This is a genomic window from Dysgonomonas sp. ZJ709 (assembly GCF_011039195.1).
Taxonomy (GTDB): Bacteria; Bacteroidota; Bacteroidia; order Bacteroidales; family Dysgonomonadaceae; genus Dysgonomonas.
Genome location: NZ_JAAKEM010000021.1, coordinates 19193 through 36047 on the forward strand (window position 1 = coordinate 19193; position 16855 = coordinate 36047).

At 39.0% G+C, this 16855-nt stretch carries 16 protein-coding genes; 5 read left to right on the plus strand and 11 right to left on the minus strand.

What is annotated here, in order from left to right:
- The 4 genes from G7Y56_RS13445 to G7Y56_RS13460 all read right to left on the minus strand — a co-directional run bounded on the left by G7Y56_RS13445 (position 1) and on the right by G7Y56_RS13460 (position 6810).
- The gene (locus G7Y56_RS13445; protein WP_165044224.1) at positions 1 to 1461 is read right to left on the minus strand and encodes a TrkH family potassium uptake protein; all 1461 of its coding nucleotides are present in this window, start codon (positions 1459 to 1461) and stop codon (positions 1 to 3) included.
- An 8-nt stretch (positions 1462 to 1469) separates the two neighbouring features.
- Complete coding sequence (gene trkA, locus G7Y56_RS13450) at positions 1470 to 2807, minus strand: Trk system potassium transporter TrkA (protein ID WP_165020946.1); 1338 nt, start codon at positions 2805 to 2807, stop codon at positions 1470 to 1472.
- 23 nt (positions 2808 to 2830) lie between these two features.
- Positions 2831 to 4732, minus strand: coding sequence for a 1-deoxy-D-xylulose-5-phosphate synthase (dxs, locus tag G7Y56_RS13455; protein ID WP_165044226.1), 1902 nt, complete (start codon positions 4730 to 4732; stop codon positions 2831 to 2833).
- 182 nt (positions 4733 to 4914) lie between these two features.
- Positions 4915 to 6810: a DEAD/DEAH box helicase gene (locus G7Y56_RS13460; protein ID WP_165044228.1), complete on the minus strand. Its 1896-nt coding sequence runs from the start codon at positions 6808 to 6810 to the stop codon at positions 4915 to 4917.
- A gap of 247 nt (positions 6811 to 7057) precedes the next feature.
- Between G7Y56_RS13460 and G7Y56_RS18820 the strand changes: the two genes are divergently transcribed.
- Entirely contained in the window at positions 7058 to 8125 is a 1068-nt protein-coding gene (locus tag G7Y56_RS18820) for an FKBP-type peptidyl-prolyl cis-trans isomerase (protein WP_165044230.1), read from the plus strand.
- 68 nt (positions 8126 to 8193) lie between these two features.
- Here G7Y56_RS18820 and G7Y56_RS13470 read toward each other — a convergent pair whose 3' ends face one another.
- Positions 8194 to 9252: a tyrosine-protein phosphatase gene (locus G7Y56_RS13470; RefSeq protein WP_165044232.1), complete on the minus strand. Its 1059-nt coding sequence runs from the start codon at positions 9250 to 9252 to the stop codon at positions 8194 to 8196.
- Between the two features lie 205 nt (positions 9253 to 9457).
- Here G7Y56_RS13470 and G7Y56_RS13475 point away from each other — a divergent pair, with 205 nt between their 5' ends.
- On the plus strand, positions 9458 to 10456 hold the full coding sequence (locus G7Y56_RS13475; RefSeq protein WP_255498754.1) for a tyrosine-protein phosphatase: 999 nt from the start codon (positions 9458 to 9460) through the stop codon (positions 10454 to 10456).
- A 2-nt stretch (positions 10457 to 10458) separates the two neighbouring features.
- Here G7Y56_RS13475 and G7Y56_RS13480 read toward each other — a convergent pair whose 3' ends face one another.
- Positions 10459 to 10827 (minus strand): SH3 domain-containing protein, encoded by a 369-nt coding sequence (locus tag G7Y56_RS13480; protein WP_165044234.1) that lies wholly within the window; start codon positions 10825 to 10827, stop codon positions 10459 to 10461.
- 449 nt (positions 10828 to 11276) lie between these two features.
- On the minus strand, positions 11277 to 12074 hold the full coding sequence (locus tag G7Y56_RS13485; RefSeq protein WP_165044236.1) for a DNA alkylation repair protein: 798 nt from the start codon (positions 12072 to 12074) through the stop codon (positions 11277 to 11279).
- Positions 12075 to 12277: 203 nt separating this feature from the next.
- Here G7Y56_RS13485 and G7Y56_RS13490 point away from each other — a divergent pair, with 203 nt between their 5' ends.
- Positions 12278 to 12682 (plus strand): DUF5856 family protein, encoded by a 405-nt coding sequence (locus G7Y56_RS13490; RefSeq protein ID WP_165020953.1) that lies wholly within the window; start codon positions 12278 to 12280, stop codon positions 12680 to 12682.
- Positions 12683 to 12833: 151 nt separating this feature from the next.
- Here the strand turns inward: G7Y56_RS13490 and G7Y56_RS13495 are convergent, their stop codons facing one another.
- From G7Y56_RS13495 to G7Y56_RS13510, 4 genes are all read right to left on the minus strand, one after another.
- Positions 12834 to 13310 carry a VOC family protein gene (locus tag G7Y56_RS13495; protein ID WP_165044238.1) on the minus strand — a complete coding sequence of 159 codons (477 nt, stop codon included), beginning with the start codon at positions 13308 to 13310 and terminating at the stop codon, positions 12834 to 12836.
- A gap of 3 nt (positions 13311 to 13313) precedes the next feature.
- Positions 13314 to 13748, minus strand: coding sequence for an SRPBCC family protein (locus tag G7Y56_RS13500; RefSeq protein ID WP_165020955.1), 435 nt, complete (start codon positions 13746 to 13748; stop codon positions 13314 to 13316).
- A 17-nt stretch (positions 13749 to 13765) separates the two neighbouring features.
- Entirely contained in the window at positions 13766 to 14167 is a 402-nt protein-coding gene (locus tag G7Y56_RS13505; RefSeq protein WP_165044240.1) for a VOC family protein, read from the minus strand.
- A 231-nt stretch (positions 14168 to 14398) separates the two neighbouring features.
- Positions 14399 to 14833 (minus strand): SRPBCC domain-containing protein, encoded by a 435-nt coding sequence (locus G7Y56_RS13510; RefSeq protein WP_165044242.1) that lies wholly within the window; start codon positions 14831 to 14833, stop codon positions 14399 to 14401.
- Positions 14834 to 15167: 334 nt separating this feature from the next.
- On the opposite strand from G7Y56_RS13510, the gene def reads away from it, so the two are divergent.
- Both def and G7Y56_RS13520 read left to right on the plus strand, forming a co-directional pair.
- A complete protein-coding gene (def, locus tag G7Y56_RS13515; RefSeq protein WP_165044244.1) occupies positions 15168 to 15725 on the plus strand; it encodes a peptide deformylase in 558 nt (185 codons plus the stop codon).
- 100 nt (positions 15726 to 15825) lie between these two features.
- On the plus strand, positions 15826 to 16845 hold the full coding sequence (locus tag G7Y56_RS13520; RefSeq protein ID WP_165044246.1) for a branched-chain amino acid aminotransferase: 1020 nt from the start codon (positions 15826 to 15828) through the stop codon (positions 16843 to 16845).
- The last annotated feature ends 10 nt before the right edge of the window (positions 16846 to 16855 follow it).

Genomic DNA, 16855 nt, shown 5'->3' on the forward strand with positions numbered 1-16855 from the left:
TTATCTCTTCCAGAATGCAGGCATAAATAGGGATAAGACAGTAAATAGTTCGAGGCGACCTGCCAACATAATAAAACACAGATACCATTTTGAAAAAGTAGGAATATCATTAAAATGACCGCTGGGGCCGACACTTCCTAATCCGGGGCCGACATTACCCATACACGATATAGCCGAACCTACCGATTCCTCAAAACCCATACCAGAGAATGACAATATAAGAAAACTCACAATAAGAATAGCCAGATATAGAAAAAGAAAGGCTAGTATCTTGGTAACAATATCAATCGGCACAACCTGACCATTCAGTCGCACGGGAAGTACAGCATTGGGATGAACCTGACGTTTAAATTCATTCACTGCATTCTTACAAAGAACAATAATACGAACGATCTTTATACCTCCCGAGGTTGAGCCGGCGCAAGCACAGAACAACATCAAAAGACAGATTATCAACGAGTAGAATGCACCCCACCCCATATAATCGACTGTAGCAAAGCCGGTGGTAGTTATTACAGATGTTACTTGAAACAAAGAGGTTCTGAAAGCATATTCGAAATCGTGCATTTGTCCTGAAAAATAAAGACAGGTAGATATAATGGTAACGAAAATCAAGCAGATTACACCATACCATCTGAATTCTTCATCTTTGAGTAGCCGTTTAGGAACACCTTTGAGCAGAAAAAATATCAATGCAAAGTTAACACCACCGATAAACATAAAAATACTTATCACATATTCAAGATATGGTGAGTTCCAATAAGCTATACTCGCCTGTTTGGTCGAATAGCCGCCCGTAGACATTGTTGTCATAGCATGGCATATAGCATCGAAAAAATCCATTGGTCCAGCCCATAATAATAACATCAGAATGCCGGTTATCAGCACATAAGTAATCCATAAGCGCTTAGAAACCTGTGTTACACGGGGCCTGAAACGTTCGTGAACAATACCCGTAGTCTCGGCATCATAAAGCACCGACGCATTACCGCCCAGCATAGGCAATACCGCCAATGCAAAAACAATAATACCGATACCCCCAATCCACTGGGTCATACTACGCCAAAAAAGAAGACCATGAGGAATACTTTCTATATCTAATAAAATAGAAGAACCTGTAGTTGTAAAACCCGACATGGTTTCGAAATATGCATTACTGATATCGGGAATAGCACCGCTAAGATAATAAGGCAACATACCGAATGCCGAAAGAATAACCCATGTGAGGGCTACCACTAAAAAACTTTCGCGTTTTCCTATCGGTTTCTCATAATCGTCAGTACCTATAAGACGAAAGACAATCCCTGCAAAAAACGTTATAGCCGAGCTAATTAGCATCATATCGCCGGAAGTCTCATGGAAAGCGAAAGATACAATAGTCGCTACCATCATAAAGAGGGACTCTATGATAAGCAAAAAACCTATTGTCTTTAAGACAAACCTATAATTAAAGCTATTCATTATTTATATCAATAGAAAAGTTTTTCTGCCTCGCGCAAAGCATCATCCAAGCAGAATACTACAACATGATCGTAAGGTTCCACCAAGGTATCTCCATCGATCATCATAGGCTCTCCATTGCGTATCAGACCACCCAAAGTTACATTCTTGGGTAGAGTTATTTTTTTTATTTCTTTCTTTGTAATTTTTGAATTTGGTCGTGCTACTATTTCTGCCACATCTGCATTGGCAAAGGTTAACGACTTCACATTCGAAACATCAGCACTAAGCAGAAATCTATAAATATTACTAACTGTTATCAGCTTCTTATTGATAATCGAACCAATATCCAGATTCTCTGCCATCGAAATATAATCCATATTCTCGACTTCGGCTACAGTTTTGCGTACGCCTAAACGCTTCGCAGCCAGACATGCTAATATATTTGCTTCGGAATTACCTGTAACAGCGATAAAGGCATCCATGCCTCCAATCCCCTCTTGTATCAGCGAATCGGCATTTCGGCCGTCATCGTGATACACGGTCACATTATTCGGCACTTTCTCGAGAAGTAACTGACACTTTTCCTTATCCGACTCCAGAAGCTTTATCGTCATGTTATCAGGCAGATACTGACACGTACGTATCGCAATACGGCTACCGCCCATTATCATAATATCCTTCACTTCGAAATCTTCCTTTCCCGTTACACGGCGGATCTCATCCAGATCGCCCTTTGTAGTTGTAAAAAAAAGAAGATCGCCCGCTAATATCTGACTATTACCGTTGGGTATGATGGTCATATTATTACGCTTTATGGCTACGATATGATACTTCTTCATTTCGCTACCCAAATCATACAAATGCTTATTCACGATACTTGCATTATCTCTAACCTTAATACCTACAAGCAGGATTGCACCGCCGCACAGTTCTACCCAAAGGCGTATCCATGGACGTTTGACAGCCGAAACAATCTCTTTAGCTGCCAGCATTTCGGGGTAAACCATCGAGTTTACACCAAGCTTTTCAAAAAATTCTCTGTTTTTAGGAAGAAGATATTCATAATTGTCGATACGGGCAAAAGTCTTCTTTGCACCCATATTCGAGGCAAGCATACATGATGTGATATTGACAGACTCATCGGGAGTAACAGCAATAAAAAGATCAGTCTCTTTAATACTAACCTCTGTCAGATCCTTCAACGAAGTTGGCGAACCATTCATAGTCATCATCTCCAGATTGTTTTTCGAGAAGTTGAGCTTCTCTTTATCCTGATCCATCAATACGATATCCTGATTCTCTGCCGAAAGCAACTTCGCCAGATGTGTGCCTACTGCGCCTGCACCCGCGATGACAATTCTCATTTATGTTATTGTATTAGTCTATTCTACTTCAATGCAGCTAGTATTCTATCTGTCAGACCTGCCGCATCTATTTCACAGAGTTTGTTCAACTCTTTTACCGACCCGTGAGTAACAAACTCATCAGGCAATCCAACACGTGTAACTTTTATATTCTGATAATTATTTTCCGCAAAATATTCTAATGCAGCACTGCCTAAACCACCTTTCATCACACCGTTCTCGATAGTTACTACATTTGTGTAGTTTTGGGCAACTTCTTTTAATAGCTCTTCATCTATAGGTTTTAAGAATATCATATCGTAATGAGCAATAGAAAATCCTTTTTCTTCTGCCGCAGCAATAGCTTGCGCCGCAACATTGCCAATAGGTCCTATCGATAATACGGCAAGGTCTTTACCGTCTTTAAGTTTTCGTCCTTTACCTATTTCGAGTATTTTCATTTCACATTCCCAATCGCGCAATTCACCTTGTCCTCTCGGATAACGAATTACAAAAGGCCCATCATTGCCATAAGTAGCAGTATACATCAAATGGCGTAGATAGTGCTCATTGTATGGTGATGCAATCGTAAGATTAGGAATACAGCGCATATATGCCAGATCGAATGCTCCATGATGTGTAGATCCATCCTCACCAACCAGTCCAGCTCTATCAAGACACATTATCACGTGCAGCTTTTGTATAGCAACATCATGTATCACCTGATCGTAAGCACGCTGCATAAACGATGAATAGATATTACAAAACGGAATCAAACCTTCTTTGGCCAATCCCGCCGAATAAGTAACTGCATGTGCTTCTGCTATACCTACATCGAAAGCCCTTTTGGGAAACTCTTTCATCATGAATCCCATCGAGCAGCCCGAAGGCATGGCAGGTGTTATACCGACTATCCGTTCATCTTTTCCTGCTAATTCGACTAATGTATGTCCAAATACATTTTGATATAATTGTGGTTGATCTTTTGAACTGACAACTATTCTTTCTCCGGTTTCTTTGTCGAATTTACCCGGTGCATGCCATAGCGTCGCAGACTTTTCAGCCGGTTCAAATCCTTTACCTTTGATGGTATGGATATGCAACATTTTAGGCCCTTTCATATCTTTAATATTCTGCAAGATACGAATCAACCCCCTTAGGTCGTGTCCGTCAACCGGACCGAAATAGCGTATATTAAATCCTTCGAATATGTTCTGTTGCTTTGTGATAAGCGATTTCAGACTATTGTTGAACCGAAGAATAAAGTTTTTACCTTTTTCTGTTATAAGATTTCCTTTTTTGAACTTCTGGTAAACATCGTTCCTTACCCGATTGTAGGTAGGAGATGTTGTCATTTTCACCAGATAGTCCCTTATCCCTCCCACATTGTCATCGATAGCCATATCGTTATCGTTGAGAATGATAAGAATATCATTTGGCTGTGAGGTTGCATTATTCAACGCTTCGAAAGCTAAGCCTCCGGTCATAGAACCGTCTCCGATTATAGCCACAGCACGTCTGTCTTCATTCTTGATCGAAGAAGCAACAGCCATACCTAAGGCTGCCGATATAGAAGTCGAAGCATGCCCTGCTATAAAAGCATCATATTCACTCTCTTCCGGATTAGGAAACCCTGCTAACCCACCAAACTGACGATTGGTATTAAACCGATCTTTTCTTCCTGTTAAAATTTTATGACTATATGCCTGATGACCCACATCCCATACAAGGCGGTCGTAAGGAGTATTATATACATAATGAAGTGCAACAGTAAGTTCCACTGTGCCTAAACTGGAACCGAAGTGTCCCGGATTGGTACTTAATTGATCTATGATAAAACGACGAAGATCCGAACAGAGAGTTTCCAACTCTTCTATCGACAAGTTCTTCAAATCGGATGGATAATTAACTCTGTCTAAAACAGATATATTATTTTGTTCGCTCATAAGCTTTCTCTATCTAAAAAAATCCCTTTTTGCAAAGAGAATAATATAGCAAATATATAAAACAAAAGCTATTCGGTAAACGATATTTGCGTAAATTTCAATGTTTAACATAAGTATAAGGGCCTGCTGATAAATATCAACAGGCCCTTATTATTAAAAATCTTCTTTAAAAGACTATTTCATTACGAAAATTTAGGCTTACGGCCACCACCTTTTCGGTGTTCTTTCGGAGATGAACCTGATGATCTTGAACCACCGCCACCGCTGCTTCTGCGTTGTCCGCCGCCTCTATCGTCACGATATCCGCCGCCACCCGAGCCACCGCCACGAGGACCGCTGCTGCGGAAACCACCGCCACCGCCCGAACCACCACGGCTGCCGCCACGATCGCTACTGCGTTCTCCGCCACCACCTGAACCGCCACCGTTTTGAGCTAGTTCAACTGATATGCGACGTCCGTTTTGCTCTTGATTACCCATCGATTTCAATACTTTTTGAGCATCACGCTCAGGCACTTCGAAGAATGAGAAATTTTGCAATATATCGATACGTCCAATATTAATTTTTTCAGGAACAAAGTCGTTAACCATTCCCATCAATGTTGCAGGATTAACGTTATCGGTACGTCCTACATTGATAAAGATACGAGAATATCCGCTTTCTGCTCCGCGAGCGCCTCTTTCGCCTCTGTCTCTTTTGCGAGGGAAACTATCTTCACCACCGCGTGAACTTCCACGATCGGCAGGAGATTCTATTTCGTCTGCATCCTGATAGTAGTCGATCAAACGATTAAATTCTAACGAAACTACACGTTTGATAATATCTTCTTTTTCTAACCAGTCAAGTTTACGGTAAACATCAGGAAGAAGTTTTGCAATTTCCTCTTCGTTTACTTTTACTTTTTCGATTCTGTCAACAAGATCAAGTAATTGTTTTTCACAAATAACATCACCTGTCGGCATTACACCTTGCTCGAATTTACGGTTAAGGATTTTTTCGATTTCTCTGATTTTGCCTTTTTCTTTCACATGGGCAATAGCAATCGATATACCTGTTTTTCCGGCACGACCTGTACGACCGCTTCGGTGAGTATATGATTCGATATCATCAGGTAAACCATAATTGATAACATGCGTCAAGCTATCTACGTCCAGTCCACGGGCAGCAACGTCTGTTGCTATCAGCAACTGAAGACCATGCACGCGGAATTTCTGCATTACATAGTCGCGTTGTGCTTGCGACAAATCGCCATGCAGAGCATCTGCACTATAGCCATCCTGTATTAATTTATCGGCAATCTCCTGAGTCTCACGGCGTGTGCGACAGAAAACGATACCATAAATATTCGGATAGAAATCGGCAATACGCTTAAGTGCAAGATATTTATCTTTAGCATGCACCATATAGTAAATATGCTTCACATTAGTAGTCCCTTCGTTCTTACGACCAATCGTAATTTCTTTAGGGCTTTTCATGTATTTCTTCGTAATCTTTGCGATTTCTTTAGGCATTGTAGCCGAGAATAGAAGCATCATACGTTCGTCCGGCACTTTAGAAAGAATCTCATCGATACTTTCCATAAATCCCATGTTCAACATTTCGTCAGCTTCATCAAGTACTACATACTTAATATTCGACAATTCTACAGTTTTTCTGTTGATCAAGTCGATCAAACGTCCGGGAGTAGCAACAATTATTTGCACACCTCTCCTCAACGCTTTAATCTGGCTATCGATACTCGAACCGCCATATACAGGAAGTACTCTTAAATGATCAATATACTTGGAATAATCAGCTAAATCGCCTGCTATTTGCAAACAAAGTTCGCGTGTAGGACAAAGAATCAGTGCTTGAGGCACATTTTCTTTTACATTTACTTTTTGTAAAACCGGCAGACCAAATGCTGCTGTTTTACCTGTTCCAGTCTGAGCCAACGCAATTACGTCGTTCGTTTCGCCTAGTTCGCCAAGCAAGTGCGGAATCACTTCCTCTTGCACCGGCATCGGGTTTTCATAACCCATTTCTTCGATTGCTTTGCGGATATCCGCAGCAACACCTAACTCTTCAAATGTTTTCATTAATTCTTTTCAATAATTGAGGTAAAATAACCTTTCTGATCCTACTCTCACCCCAAAATGAAAAAATGAAAAAGAGAGCCAGACCTAATAAAGGAGGCGCAAAGGTAATGATTAGTTTTTAATGTTTTTGTAAGATTTTAAAATAACTTTCTCTAAAGCCTTCATTTAGATAACTAAAAAGTATTATTTTTGCGACTACAAAACTAAAAAAGTATTGTATTTAAGAAATTACAAATCAGATTATAAAATGAAAAAAGTATTACTCTTTGGTCTTCTTTCGGTTGCAGTATTAGCTTCGTCTAATGCTTTCGGTCAGAAAAAAGCAAATTCTAAAAAAGGCGCAAAGCCAACTGAATTATCGACTCCATCTATCAAAACAGAAAGTGATTCTGTTTCGTACGTTTATGGAATAGCAATGTCGCAAGGTCTTCCTCAATACCTTACTCAAATGGGTGTACTAACAGACACGACAGCTATAAGTGCTGATTATGAGCAAAGAATATTAACCGAATCGGATGCTGCAAAACAAACTCAATTGAGAAAAGAGCTAAAAGTAAAACTTGATTCTGCTACCACAGCAAATGCTGTAAACATGGAAGATTTTCTTGCAGGCTTCAAACAAGCGATGCTAGAAAGTTCTACCAGCCCGGCATTCAACTCGGGTATTGCCATAGCAAGCCAAGTAGGATCGATGACTAAGAATTTCTCCGCAGAAGTATTAGGACAAGAGGATGCAATTAATCGCGATGCTTTTGTTTATGCTTTCATTAGCGGACTAAAAAACGAAACACCTCTTTTTGATGTAAACAATCCTCAGGATATAATTCAACAAAAAGCACAACAGGTTCAACAACGCAAAGAAGCTGAAGCGGCTGATGCCTTGAAAGCTCAATACGCAGAACAAGTTACAGCAGGTGAAAACTTCTTGGCTGAAAACAAAGCAAAAGCAGGTGTAGTAACACTGCCTAATGGCTTACAATATAAAGTTATTACAGAAGGAACAGGAGCAAAACCATCGGCAACAGACATCGTAAAAGTTCATTACAAAGGAACGCTGATCGATGGGACACAATTCGACAGCAGTTATGACAGAAACGAACCGACTACATTTGCAGTAGGTCACGTTATAAAAGGATGGACTGAAGCCCTTAAATTGATGCCTGTAGGGTCTAAATGGATGCTATACATACCTTACGATTTAGCATACGGAACAAGAGATCAAGGAACAATCAAACCTTTTTCTACTTTGATATTTGAAGTAGAATTACTTGACATCGTTTCTCAAGAAGAAATAGATTCACTGTCTGAAGAATAAAACAAACAGGTAAAGTTACTCTGAATAAAAAAACTCCGCTGCAACCATTGCAGCGGAGTTTTTTTATTTTAATACAGTAATATTTCCCGTAATTTCTTCCTCTTATCAGGGGTCAGCCTCAATTCTTCAGTCATATAATCATCCACTGAACCACTTTTTGTCCTCATCCACGAAATCCCATATTTGAGGTAAGCTAAATCTGTTTTTGTCAACATAGTCAGTGCCTCTTGCATCGACTCGGATAGGGTATCAACCCGTTTAATCAGCTTGCTCCTATCTATGCCCAGATTAGATCCCATATAATCATCCTCTGCGGTTTCGGGCGATACATCAAGTGCCCGCAACAAAAGATATGAAGCTAACCCCGACTGATCTTTACCCAAATAGCAATGATATGCTACCGGATAATTATCTTCGTTGCACAAATAATCAAACATCAGGGCAAATTGCTCTGAATAATTTTCGACCATATCTTTATATATGTCCTGAGTGTAAATAATAGCATCTCCACGCAAGAAATGTCCGTCGATAATCTGTTTCGATATCGAATTATATCCGTTACTAATAACAGGTATTCTTATGTAGCACGAAGACTGCATATAATTTGCATATTTCTCTCTGGCATCTTGAGAACGCATATCTAACACGGTTTTAACACCCAGTTCATTTAATTCTTGAGCATCTTTGCGTGTCATATTAGCAAAATTCCCCGAACGAAATATTTTGCCCCAACGAATCTGACGGTTGTCATTCGTATAATATCCTCCAATGTCTCTGAAATTCTGTATACTATCCAATTCGAAATAACGGTTAGTTACGACTCCCGACATCTTACCTCCGACCTTAAGCCTGAAATATTTTCGATGCATATTGTGGATCGTATCATTTATTACAGCAATGTAGTCGCCCGAATTAACTACACGTAAAGGTGAGGATGGGAAAATAGTATCATTGTCGGACATATAAATCTCGACGGGTATATTATCCAGATCCGGAAACAGCTCCCATTTTAACAGATAATTGTCTTTTGAATCTTTTTCGCAAAGTACAGATATCGATGTATCTTGAGTACAACTAGCCAAAAAGAATATGGAACTAAGAAGATATGTTATTTTTTTTATTACCATGTAGATCAATAAGCGTATTATTACTGCGTCTCTATAGCAAAGATATGTAAGTGATTGTGGTTAATCAACAGCTTAGCCTATTTTTGTAAAGATTTACTGTTTTTTCACACTTGAGCCTATTTATACTATTTCTGAATAGATTACACTTACTATATGAATTTATTAGTAAAAAATAATGTATTTTTGTCCTCTCTTACAATAAATCATGGTATTGCCGTTGAACAAGTCGATCTCGATGTATCAGGGAGAAGATATTAATCTGAAAGCCCGAATATTGCGTGACAAGCAGTCTAAAGCCGCTAGTCTGGAAATAGACATTTCAGATGAATGGGCGTTATACGCCGGATTCTCGGTGGAAGATATTGATTTCACGACACCCATCTTAAAAGGCAAAGGCAAAGGCATATTCCCCTTAAATGTGAGCCTTACAGCACGCAGCTATTTCGGACTGATGACACCCAAAGGAAGATCTGTTCTGGCAGAGAGACATCTCCCTATGGCAGGCTCTTACAATTTCCGCGATCTGGGAGGAATAAAAACAGCAGAAGGCAGATATATAAAGTGGGGAAAACTCTTCCGTGGCGACGACATGAGTAATCTGACTGACGAAGACCTGACCTATTTATCGAGCATACCTATCACATCCGTTATTGACTTCAGAGCAGAAAACGAGTCGAGACGAGCGCCCGACAAACTACCTCCGAGTGCACGTTTTACATACCCGATCGCCATCACACCGGGGAATCTAAGTTCGGAAGGAATTCAGGCAAATTTATTGAAATCGAATGTTAATCTGCATATGAAACACATGAATCGCTTGTTGGTAAGCGACCCTGTATGTGTAAGAGCTTTCAGAATACTTTTTGCTATTGTCCAAAACAACCTTAGCGCACCGTTAGCCTTCCATTGTTCGGCAGGAAAAGACAGGGCAGGGATGGGAGCAGCACTTATACTATTCGCATTGGGAGTAGACGAAGCAACAATCATGGAAGACTATTTATCCTCAAACAAGTACCTCGAAGACAAATACTCCAATATAATAAACAAGTACCCTCGTGCTGAGCCTATATTCACAGCTAAAAAAATGTTCTTACAAGCAGGAATAAATCAAATAAAAAGAGATCATGGAACGGTTATGGATTTTCTCACTAAAGAATTGAAAGTCGATATCGTAAGAATGAGACGAATTTATCTGGATAAATAAATTTACACTTCATCCAAATTAGAAAGAGGCAACCAGCCAAAGACTTCCTCATCCATTTTTCTACAATAGAGCCATCCATTAACTATTTTATTTCCGACTACCATTTCTCCTACACCCACATTATGTTCTTTTGCGAAGTAATCTTCTAAGACCATTGCTTTTGAAATCGACGAACTCGTTCGATCCCTCACCTGAAGAATTTGTTCGGGAACCCAACCGGCATTGTCGTTGGATATGCACCATACCCACCCCTGCCAATCGGGCGTATCATCTTTCTTCGAATTATCTATCACTACATCCTGCCCTCCCCTAAGGGTTATAGGGTTAGGATAATCTGTAATCCAATCTTTTATTACAATATATATTTTCATTTCGTTTACAAACATTGATATATCTACTTCTCTAATACAAATTGTGAAATAAAATTTCTATTTGAAATATCTAAGAAGCGAGGTGAGAATAATAGCAATAATTAGCAATCCTAATAAACCCATTCCAAATAAATAAAACCCATAAGCTATTTTATCTTTCTTAAAAATAGAGAATATACAATACCCTACCATTGCAACAACAATGCAAATAAAGAATATGAAAAAGATTAATAACACCAACATTACCGCCATCATTGTAAAAATTATTCTTGTGCTAACACTTCTATATATAGAAGTCGTCTTGACTTTTCAAAATGTTTTCTTTTTGTTTACTCTCTTTGTCATGCTGAACGATAGTGAAGCATCTCCTAACCAAGATCCTTCGTTCCTCAGGATGACAAAATAATACGAAAAACAAAAAGTCAAGACGACTTCATATAATTAAGATTCTATGAAATTGACCTTAACGCTTTCTTTATTATATAAGTAGTCTCTTTCGTATTAGACTGTTGCCCCCACTGCTCACAGAGTTCAACTACCCAATCGGGCTGAGTTTTACTCGCATCGTTCAACCAATTACCTACACTATCCTGTACATATTTGGATGGATCAGATTTTAATACATCAAGAATTGGTAAAGCTAGCCGAGGCTCTTCTTTCAGTCTGTCTATATGTTTGCACCACACACCTCTGGGGCGAATGGCTTCAGTGGCAAAGCGACGGACATTCGCATTTTCGTCCTGCACCCAAAGCAATAAAATCGCAATCGCTTGTTCCAAATTGCTATCAAGACTAGATCTCATAGCCATCCACGAGATCTCACGCACACCAAAATGAGAATCGGCAGCGAAAGGCTTTATTGCATTCAGCTTTTCACTTATGTTTAAACTATCATTCAATCCAACAAGATAAGTCGCCCAACAGCGAACACTATCTGAAACATGACCAGCCAAAGTTGACAACAATTGAGAATCACGACCGCAAGTCTGCTCATGCAATGCTTTTCCGACAGCTAATGTAGATTGCATAGCCGTTTTCTGTTTCAAATCGGCAAGAGCAGATAAACACGATTCCTGATACTTATGAGGCAAAACATTTTTCACTAATACCCCATGATCTACCGCGAGCCATTCCGTGAGATTCACCGATTCGATCAGCCCTCTATTCAATAAATTTATTATATCCGGTGACAGCAGGGCGAATTTAAGTGCGCCCTTTCTTTTTAATATTTCTTGTGATATTTCCATGCTATTTCGAGAAATTGTTTGAACAAAAATAGCATTAATATCGTTCTAATATATACAGATTGCTTTTATTCGACCTAAAGCTTACCTTCATAAACTACATTTATGAAGGATATAAAGTTTCAATCGCAAGGACTTGATCTCTCAAGATAAAATCGTTATATTTGTCTATATAAGAAACATTTAATAAATAAAATTATATCATTATGTCAACAAGTACATTAAAACAAACAAAATCATCTACTGCAAATGCAGAAGTTGGTGAATTTTTAGGTAAACTATTTGGATTCAACAGCAGTTTAAAACTTTATCACTGGCATGTTAAAGGTGATGCGAGCTATGCACGCCACATTGCCCTAGATCAAGCAATTGCTGATTTGGCTGATGCAACAGACCGTATTGTAGAAACTTCGTATGCAATAAAAGGAGATTTGGATATTGTAATACCAAAAACAACTAATCCTACAGACATTATTAAGCATGCCGAAGAATTCTTCAAATACACAGAATCTCAACGTGAATTATTTGCAGAAGCATTTACTCAAGCTATTATTGACGATTATCAAGAAGCAATACAACAATTGCTATATCGCTTGAAAAGATTGTCATAAACTTATCACTATTGAATACAAGAAAAGCGGGCTCTCGTCCGCTTTTCTTATTTTTATTATTTAATGTTTTACAATTCGCATTCAAAATCATTGGCGACTTTGTAGTCAATTCTAAAATACTTCCTGCCATCAGGATAACAGAGAGCGTATATCAGTAGGCATTTTTTATCTTTTCTATATCCAGCTTTCTCATTTGCATAAATACTTCCATTATGCGTCCTGCTTTTGCCTGATCCCTCATCAGTTCGACCAAGATGGATGGAACGATTTGCCACGACAGCCCGAATTTGTCCTTCAGCCAGCCACAATAACTCTCCTCGCCACCATCGGCAGTAAGCGTATCCCAATAATAATCAATTTCGTCCTGAGTATCGCAATATACCTGAAACGAAACTGATTCGTTGAACTGAAATATAGGCCCGCCATTAAGTGCGGTAAAGGTTTGACCGTTAATCTCGAATTCTACTGTCATTACCGTCCCCTCTTTCTGATTGTGAATTTCATACCCCTCTTTTCCGTAATGGGAAATACTTTTTATATTCGAATTCTTGAATACAGACACATAGAAACGGGCGGCTTCTTCTGCCTTACCGTCAAACCATAAGCATGGGGTTATTTGATGTTTCATAATTTATTGTTGTTTTTCGTTCGACTCTACGTAATGTTTAAATCGATTAAGAATAGCCTGCCAACCTTCACGCTGTAGTTCTACTGGATTCTCACCTTCGGCATCGAATGTCTCCGTGATTTCCGTTTTGTCATCTACCTCGGTAAATACAACTTTCACTTTACGCCCATCGGCAAGTGTATAGGCAATCTTTTTATTGGGTACAACTTCATCATAGCGCCCTTCGAAGTCAAATCCCATACTGTGATCTTTGGCCTCCATACGGGAACTAAAATACCCCCCGACTCGCAAATCGTTGATAGCATTAGTTGTATGCCAATCATCGGATGCACTGTTCCAGCCAACAATATGCGCGGGGTTATTCCAATATCTCCACACGATATCGGGCGAAATATCGACCAGCACCCACACAGTGATATCTACTTTCTTTCGTTCCATCTTTATTTGCTTTTGGTTTATTTCATGGAGTGCAACCCGAAGCAATTATCTTCGGTATCGAAACAAAGAGAAATAAAACCATACTCGCCGATAGAGAACTTAGTTTTCATCACTTTTCCTCCGGCGGCAACTACACGGCTTTCCTCCACGGCACAGTCGTCACAACCAAAATATACTATCGTACTGTTACCTCCGGCTTCCACTCCTTCCATCTTCACCAATGCCCCGGATGCATTCGGTGCATTCATGTCGTCGGCAAAAGGAAACATTACCATTTCAAAATCTTCTAAATCGGTTTGTTCACCCATAGGCATATCTATCAATTCTTTACCTAATACTGTTTCATAAAACTTACGGGCACGAGCCATATCGTTTATATAAATCTCGAACCAAACCACTGGATTAATTTTTGTAGCCATCTTATTTAATTGTTTTTGTTATTAATACAACGTGAATTCGAAATAAGGAAAAGAACAATAAAATCTTCATTCGAGTTTGTTATCCCAAACTGAAAGGATATCCATTGCTATAAGATAACAGATCCCTCCTTTCAGTTCGGGATGAAAAAATAGACGAAAATATGATGCCAATTCATAACTCATAATTGTATAATGCTTATATCGAATTCACGTTAATAAATGATTCATTTATTATTCCGCTAAAAATTCTTTCAGGTATGTTCCTAAAATTTCCGTCCATCCTGCCACATAATTTTCTCTGGCAAAGTTTTCTCCCCCATCTGCAAAATTTTCGACACCCTCATGAGTGAGTCTCACTTTAGTGCCGCCTTCTACAGGGTGCAAGCTCCATGTAACTAACGATTCTCCCTTACTATGGCTAGGGTGCGTCCATGTATGACTGAATTTCTTTTCGGGGATTATCTCTTTTATCACACAACGGTGGTGATATATAAAATCTCCGTCAGGCACATTAACATCAAAATTAAATTCAGCACCTTGCTTCAGTTCAAAATCGTCGATGGTAAAATACCATTCTTTCATCTGATTTTTGTCGGTTATAGCCTCCCAGGCCTTAGATACAGGTACCGGGTAAAGCTGTTCTACTACAATAGGAATATTATTCATAATATGAAATTTATATAAGTTGATACTATGTATTTTTTAAAACAGAAGGAAGAATCATTGTGTTCATGGAGAAGCGTTAATATATAACAAGTTATTGATTATAAATCATTAAAAGATCTTATCTACGTTAATTTTAACTCTAAATAATAAATAAGATATAGAGTTAAATTGAATCAATTAGCAGCACATTATTCACTATAATTTGTAATTTGCATTCAAAATCATTTGTAACTTTGTAGTCAATATTAATTCCAATCAGGTGAACAAAAACATTTACATATTAATATTATCAATTATAACTATGTCGTTTTGCTCCTGCAATTCATTTAAAACCATGACCAAAGTAGAAAAAGATTTAATCAACAGTGCAGATTCAAATACACCGTTTAAGGTTTTGCAAACAGACAACACCGAGGATTCACTATTCTTACGAAAAAAGAGTATTGATATTGATAACGTTAAGGATATCGCAAGCGACAAGGATTTACAGCTATTCATCGAGCGCCTGAAACTAACGATGAAACTTGAAGAGGGAGTAGGCATCGCTGCTCCACAAGTGGGACTTGGACGAAATATATTCCTGTTTCTACGAATTGACAAACCCGATTATCCTGTGCAGGTAGCCATTAACCCACGTATAACCAACCAGTCTACCGAAACGATTTGCTTCGAAAGAGACGGATGTTTATCTGTACCTAACATAAGCGGCACAACGAAACGTCACGCATGGGTAGAGGTTGAATATTACGACGAAAAAGGCATTTTGACTAAAGAACGTTTAATGGGAACATCTCGCGAAGGTGATTTCACGGGTGTTATTTTTCAACACGAATATGATCATCTCCAAGGTATCCTCTTTATAGACAGATTGTGCCAACAACCTGCTGAATAAGGAAAAACGAAGAAAAATCTTATATATATTTAGCACAAATATCAACATTATACCGAGTAAAATTATACTTTTGTAAAGTCAAGTAATAATAATATAAATTATGGATGCAATAGATTGGTCAAACTTGTCTTTCGGTTACATAAAGACAGACTACAATGTAAGGAGTCATTACAAGGACGGAAAATGGAGTACGCCCGCTGAAACAACTTCCGAAGAAATTAATCTACACATGGCTGCAACTTGCCTCCACTACGGGCAAGAGTCATTCGAAGGATTAAAAGCTTTTAAGGGAAAAGACGGAAAAACCCGAATTTTCAGAATGCGCGAAAATGCACTACGCATGATTTCTTCGAGCCAAGGTATTATGATGGCTGAACTCCCTGTCGAGATTTTCGAAGAAGCTGTAGTTAAAGCCGTAAAATTGAACGAACGTTTTGTACCACCTTACGAGAGTGGAGCATCTCTATATATTCGCCCTTTATTAATTGGTGTTAGTCCTCAGGTGGGAGTTAAACCGGCAAGCGAATACCTTTTTGTTGTATTTGTTACACCTGTTGGACCCTATTTCAAAGAAGGATTCAAACCGACACCGGTAGCTATTTTTCGCGGATACGACCGCGCCGCGCCTCTCGGAACAGGTACAATCAAGATAGGTGGCAATTATGCAGCCAGTCTTGTAGCAGGAGATAGAGCCCACAAAATGGGATATTCCGCTGTACTATATCTGGATGCCAAAGAGAAAAAATATCTGGACGAATGTGGCCCTGCTAATTTTTTCGGGATAAAGAACAATACATACATTACACCTCTTTCATCATCGGTACTTCCGTCCATTACTAACAAAAGCTTAATGCAATTGGCTCAGGACATGGGGATGAAAGTAGAACAAAGACAAGTTCCGGAAGAAGAACTTTCTACATTCGAAGAAGCCGGACAAGTAGGAACTGCCGCTGTAATAAGCCCCATTTTACGTGTCGATGATATAGATGAGAATAAATCGTATGTTATATCTAAAGACGGTAATGCGGGACCTATCAGCACTCAGTTATACAACAAACTGAAAGGAATCCAATTGGGTGACGAAGAAGACACTCACGGATGGGTTACTGTTTTATACTAAAAAAGCTTAT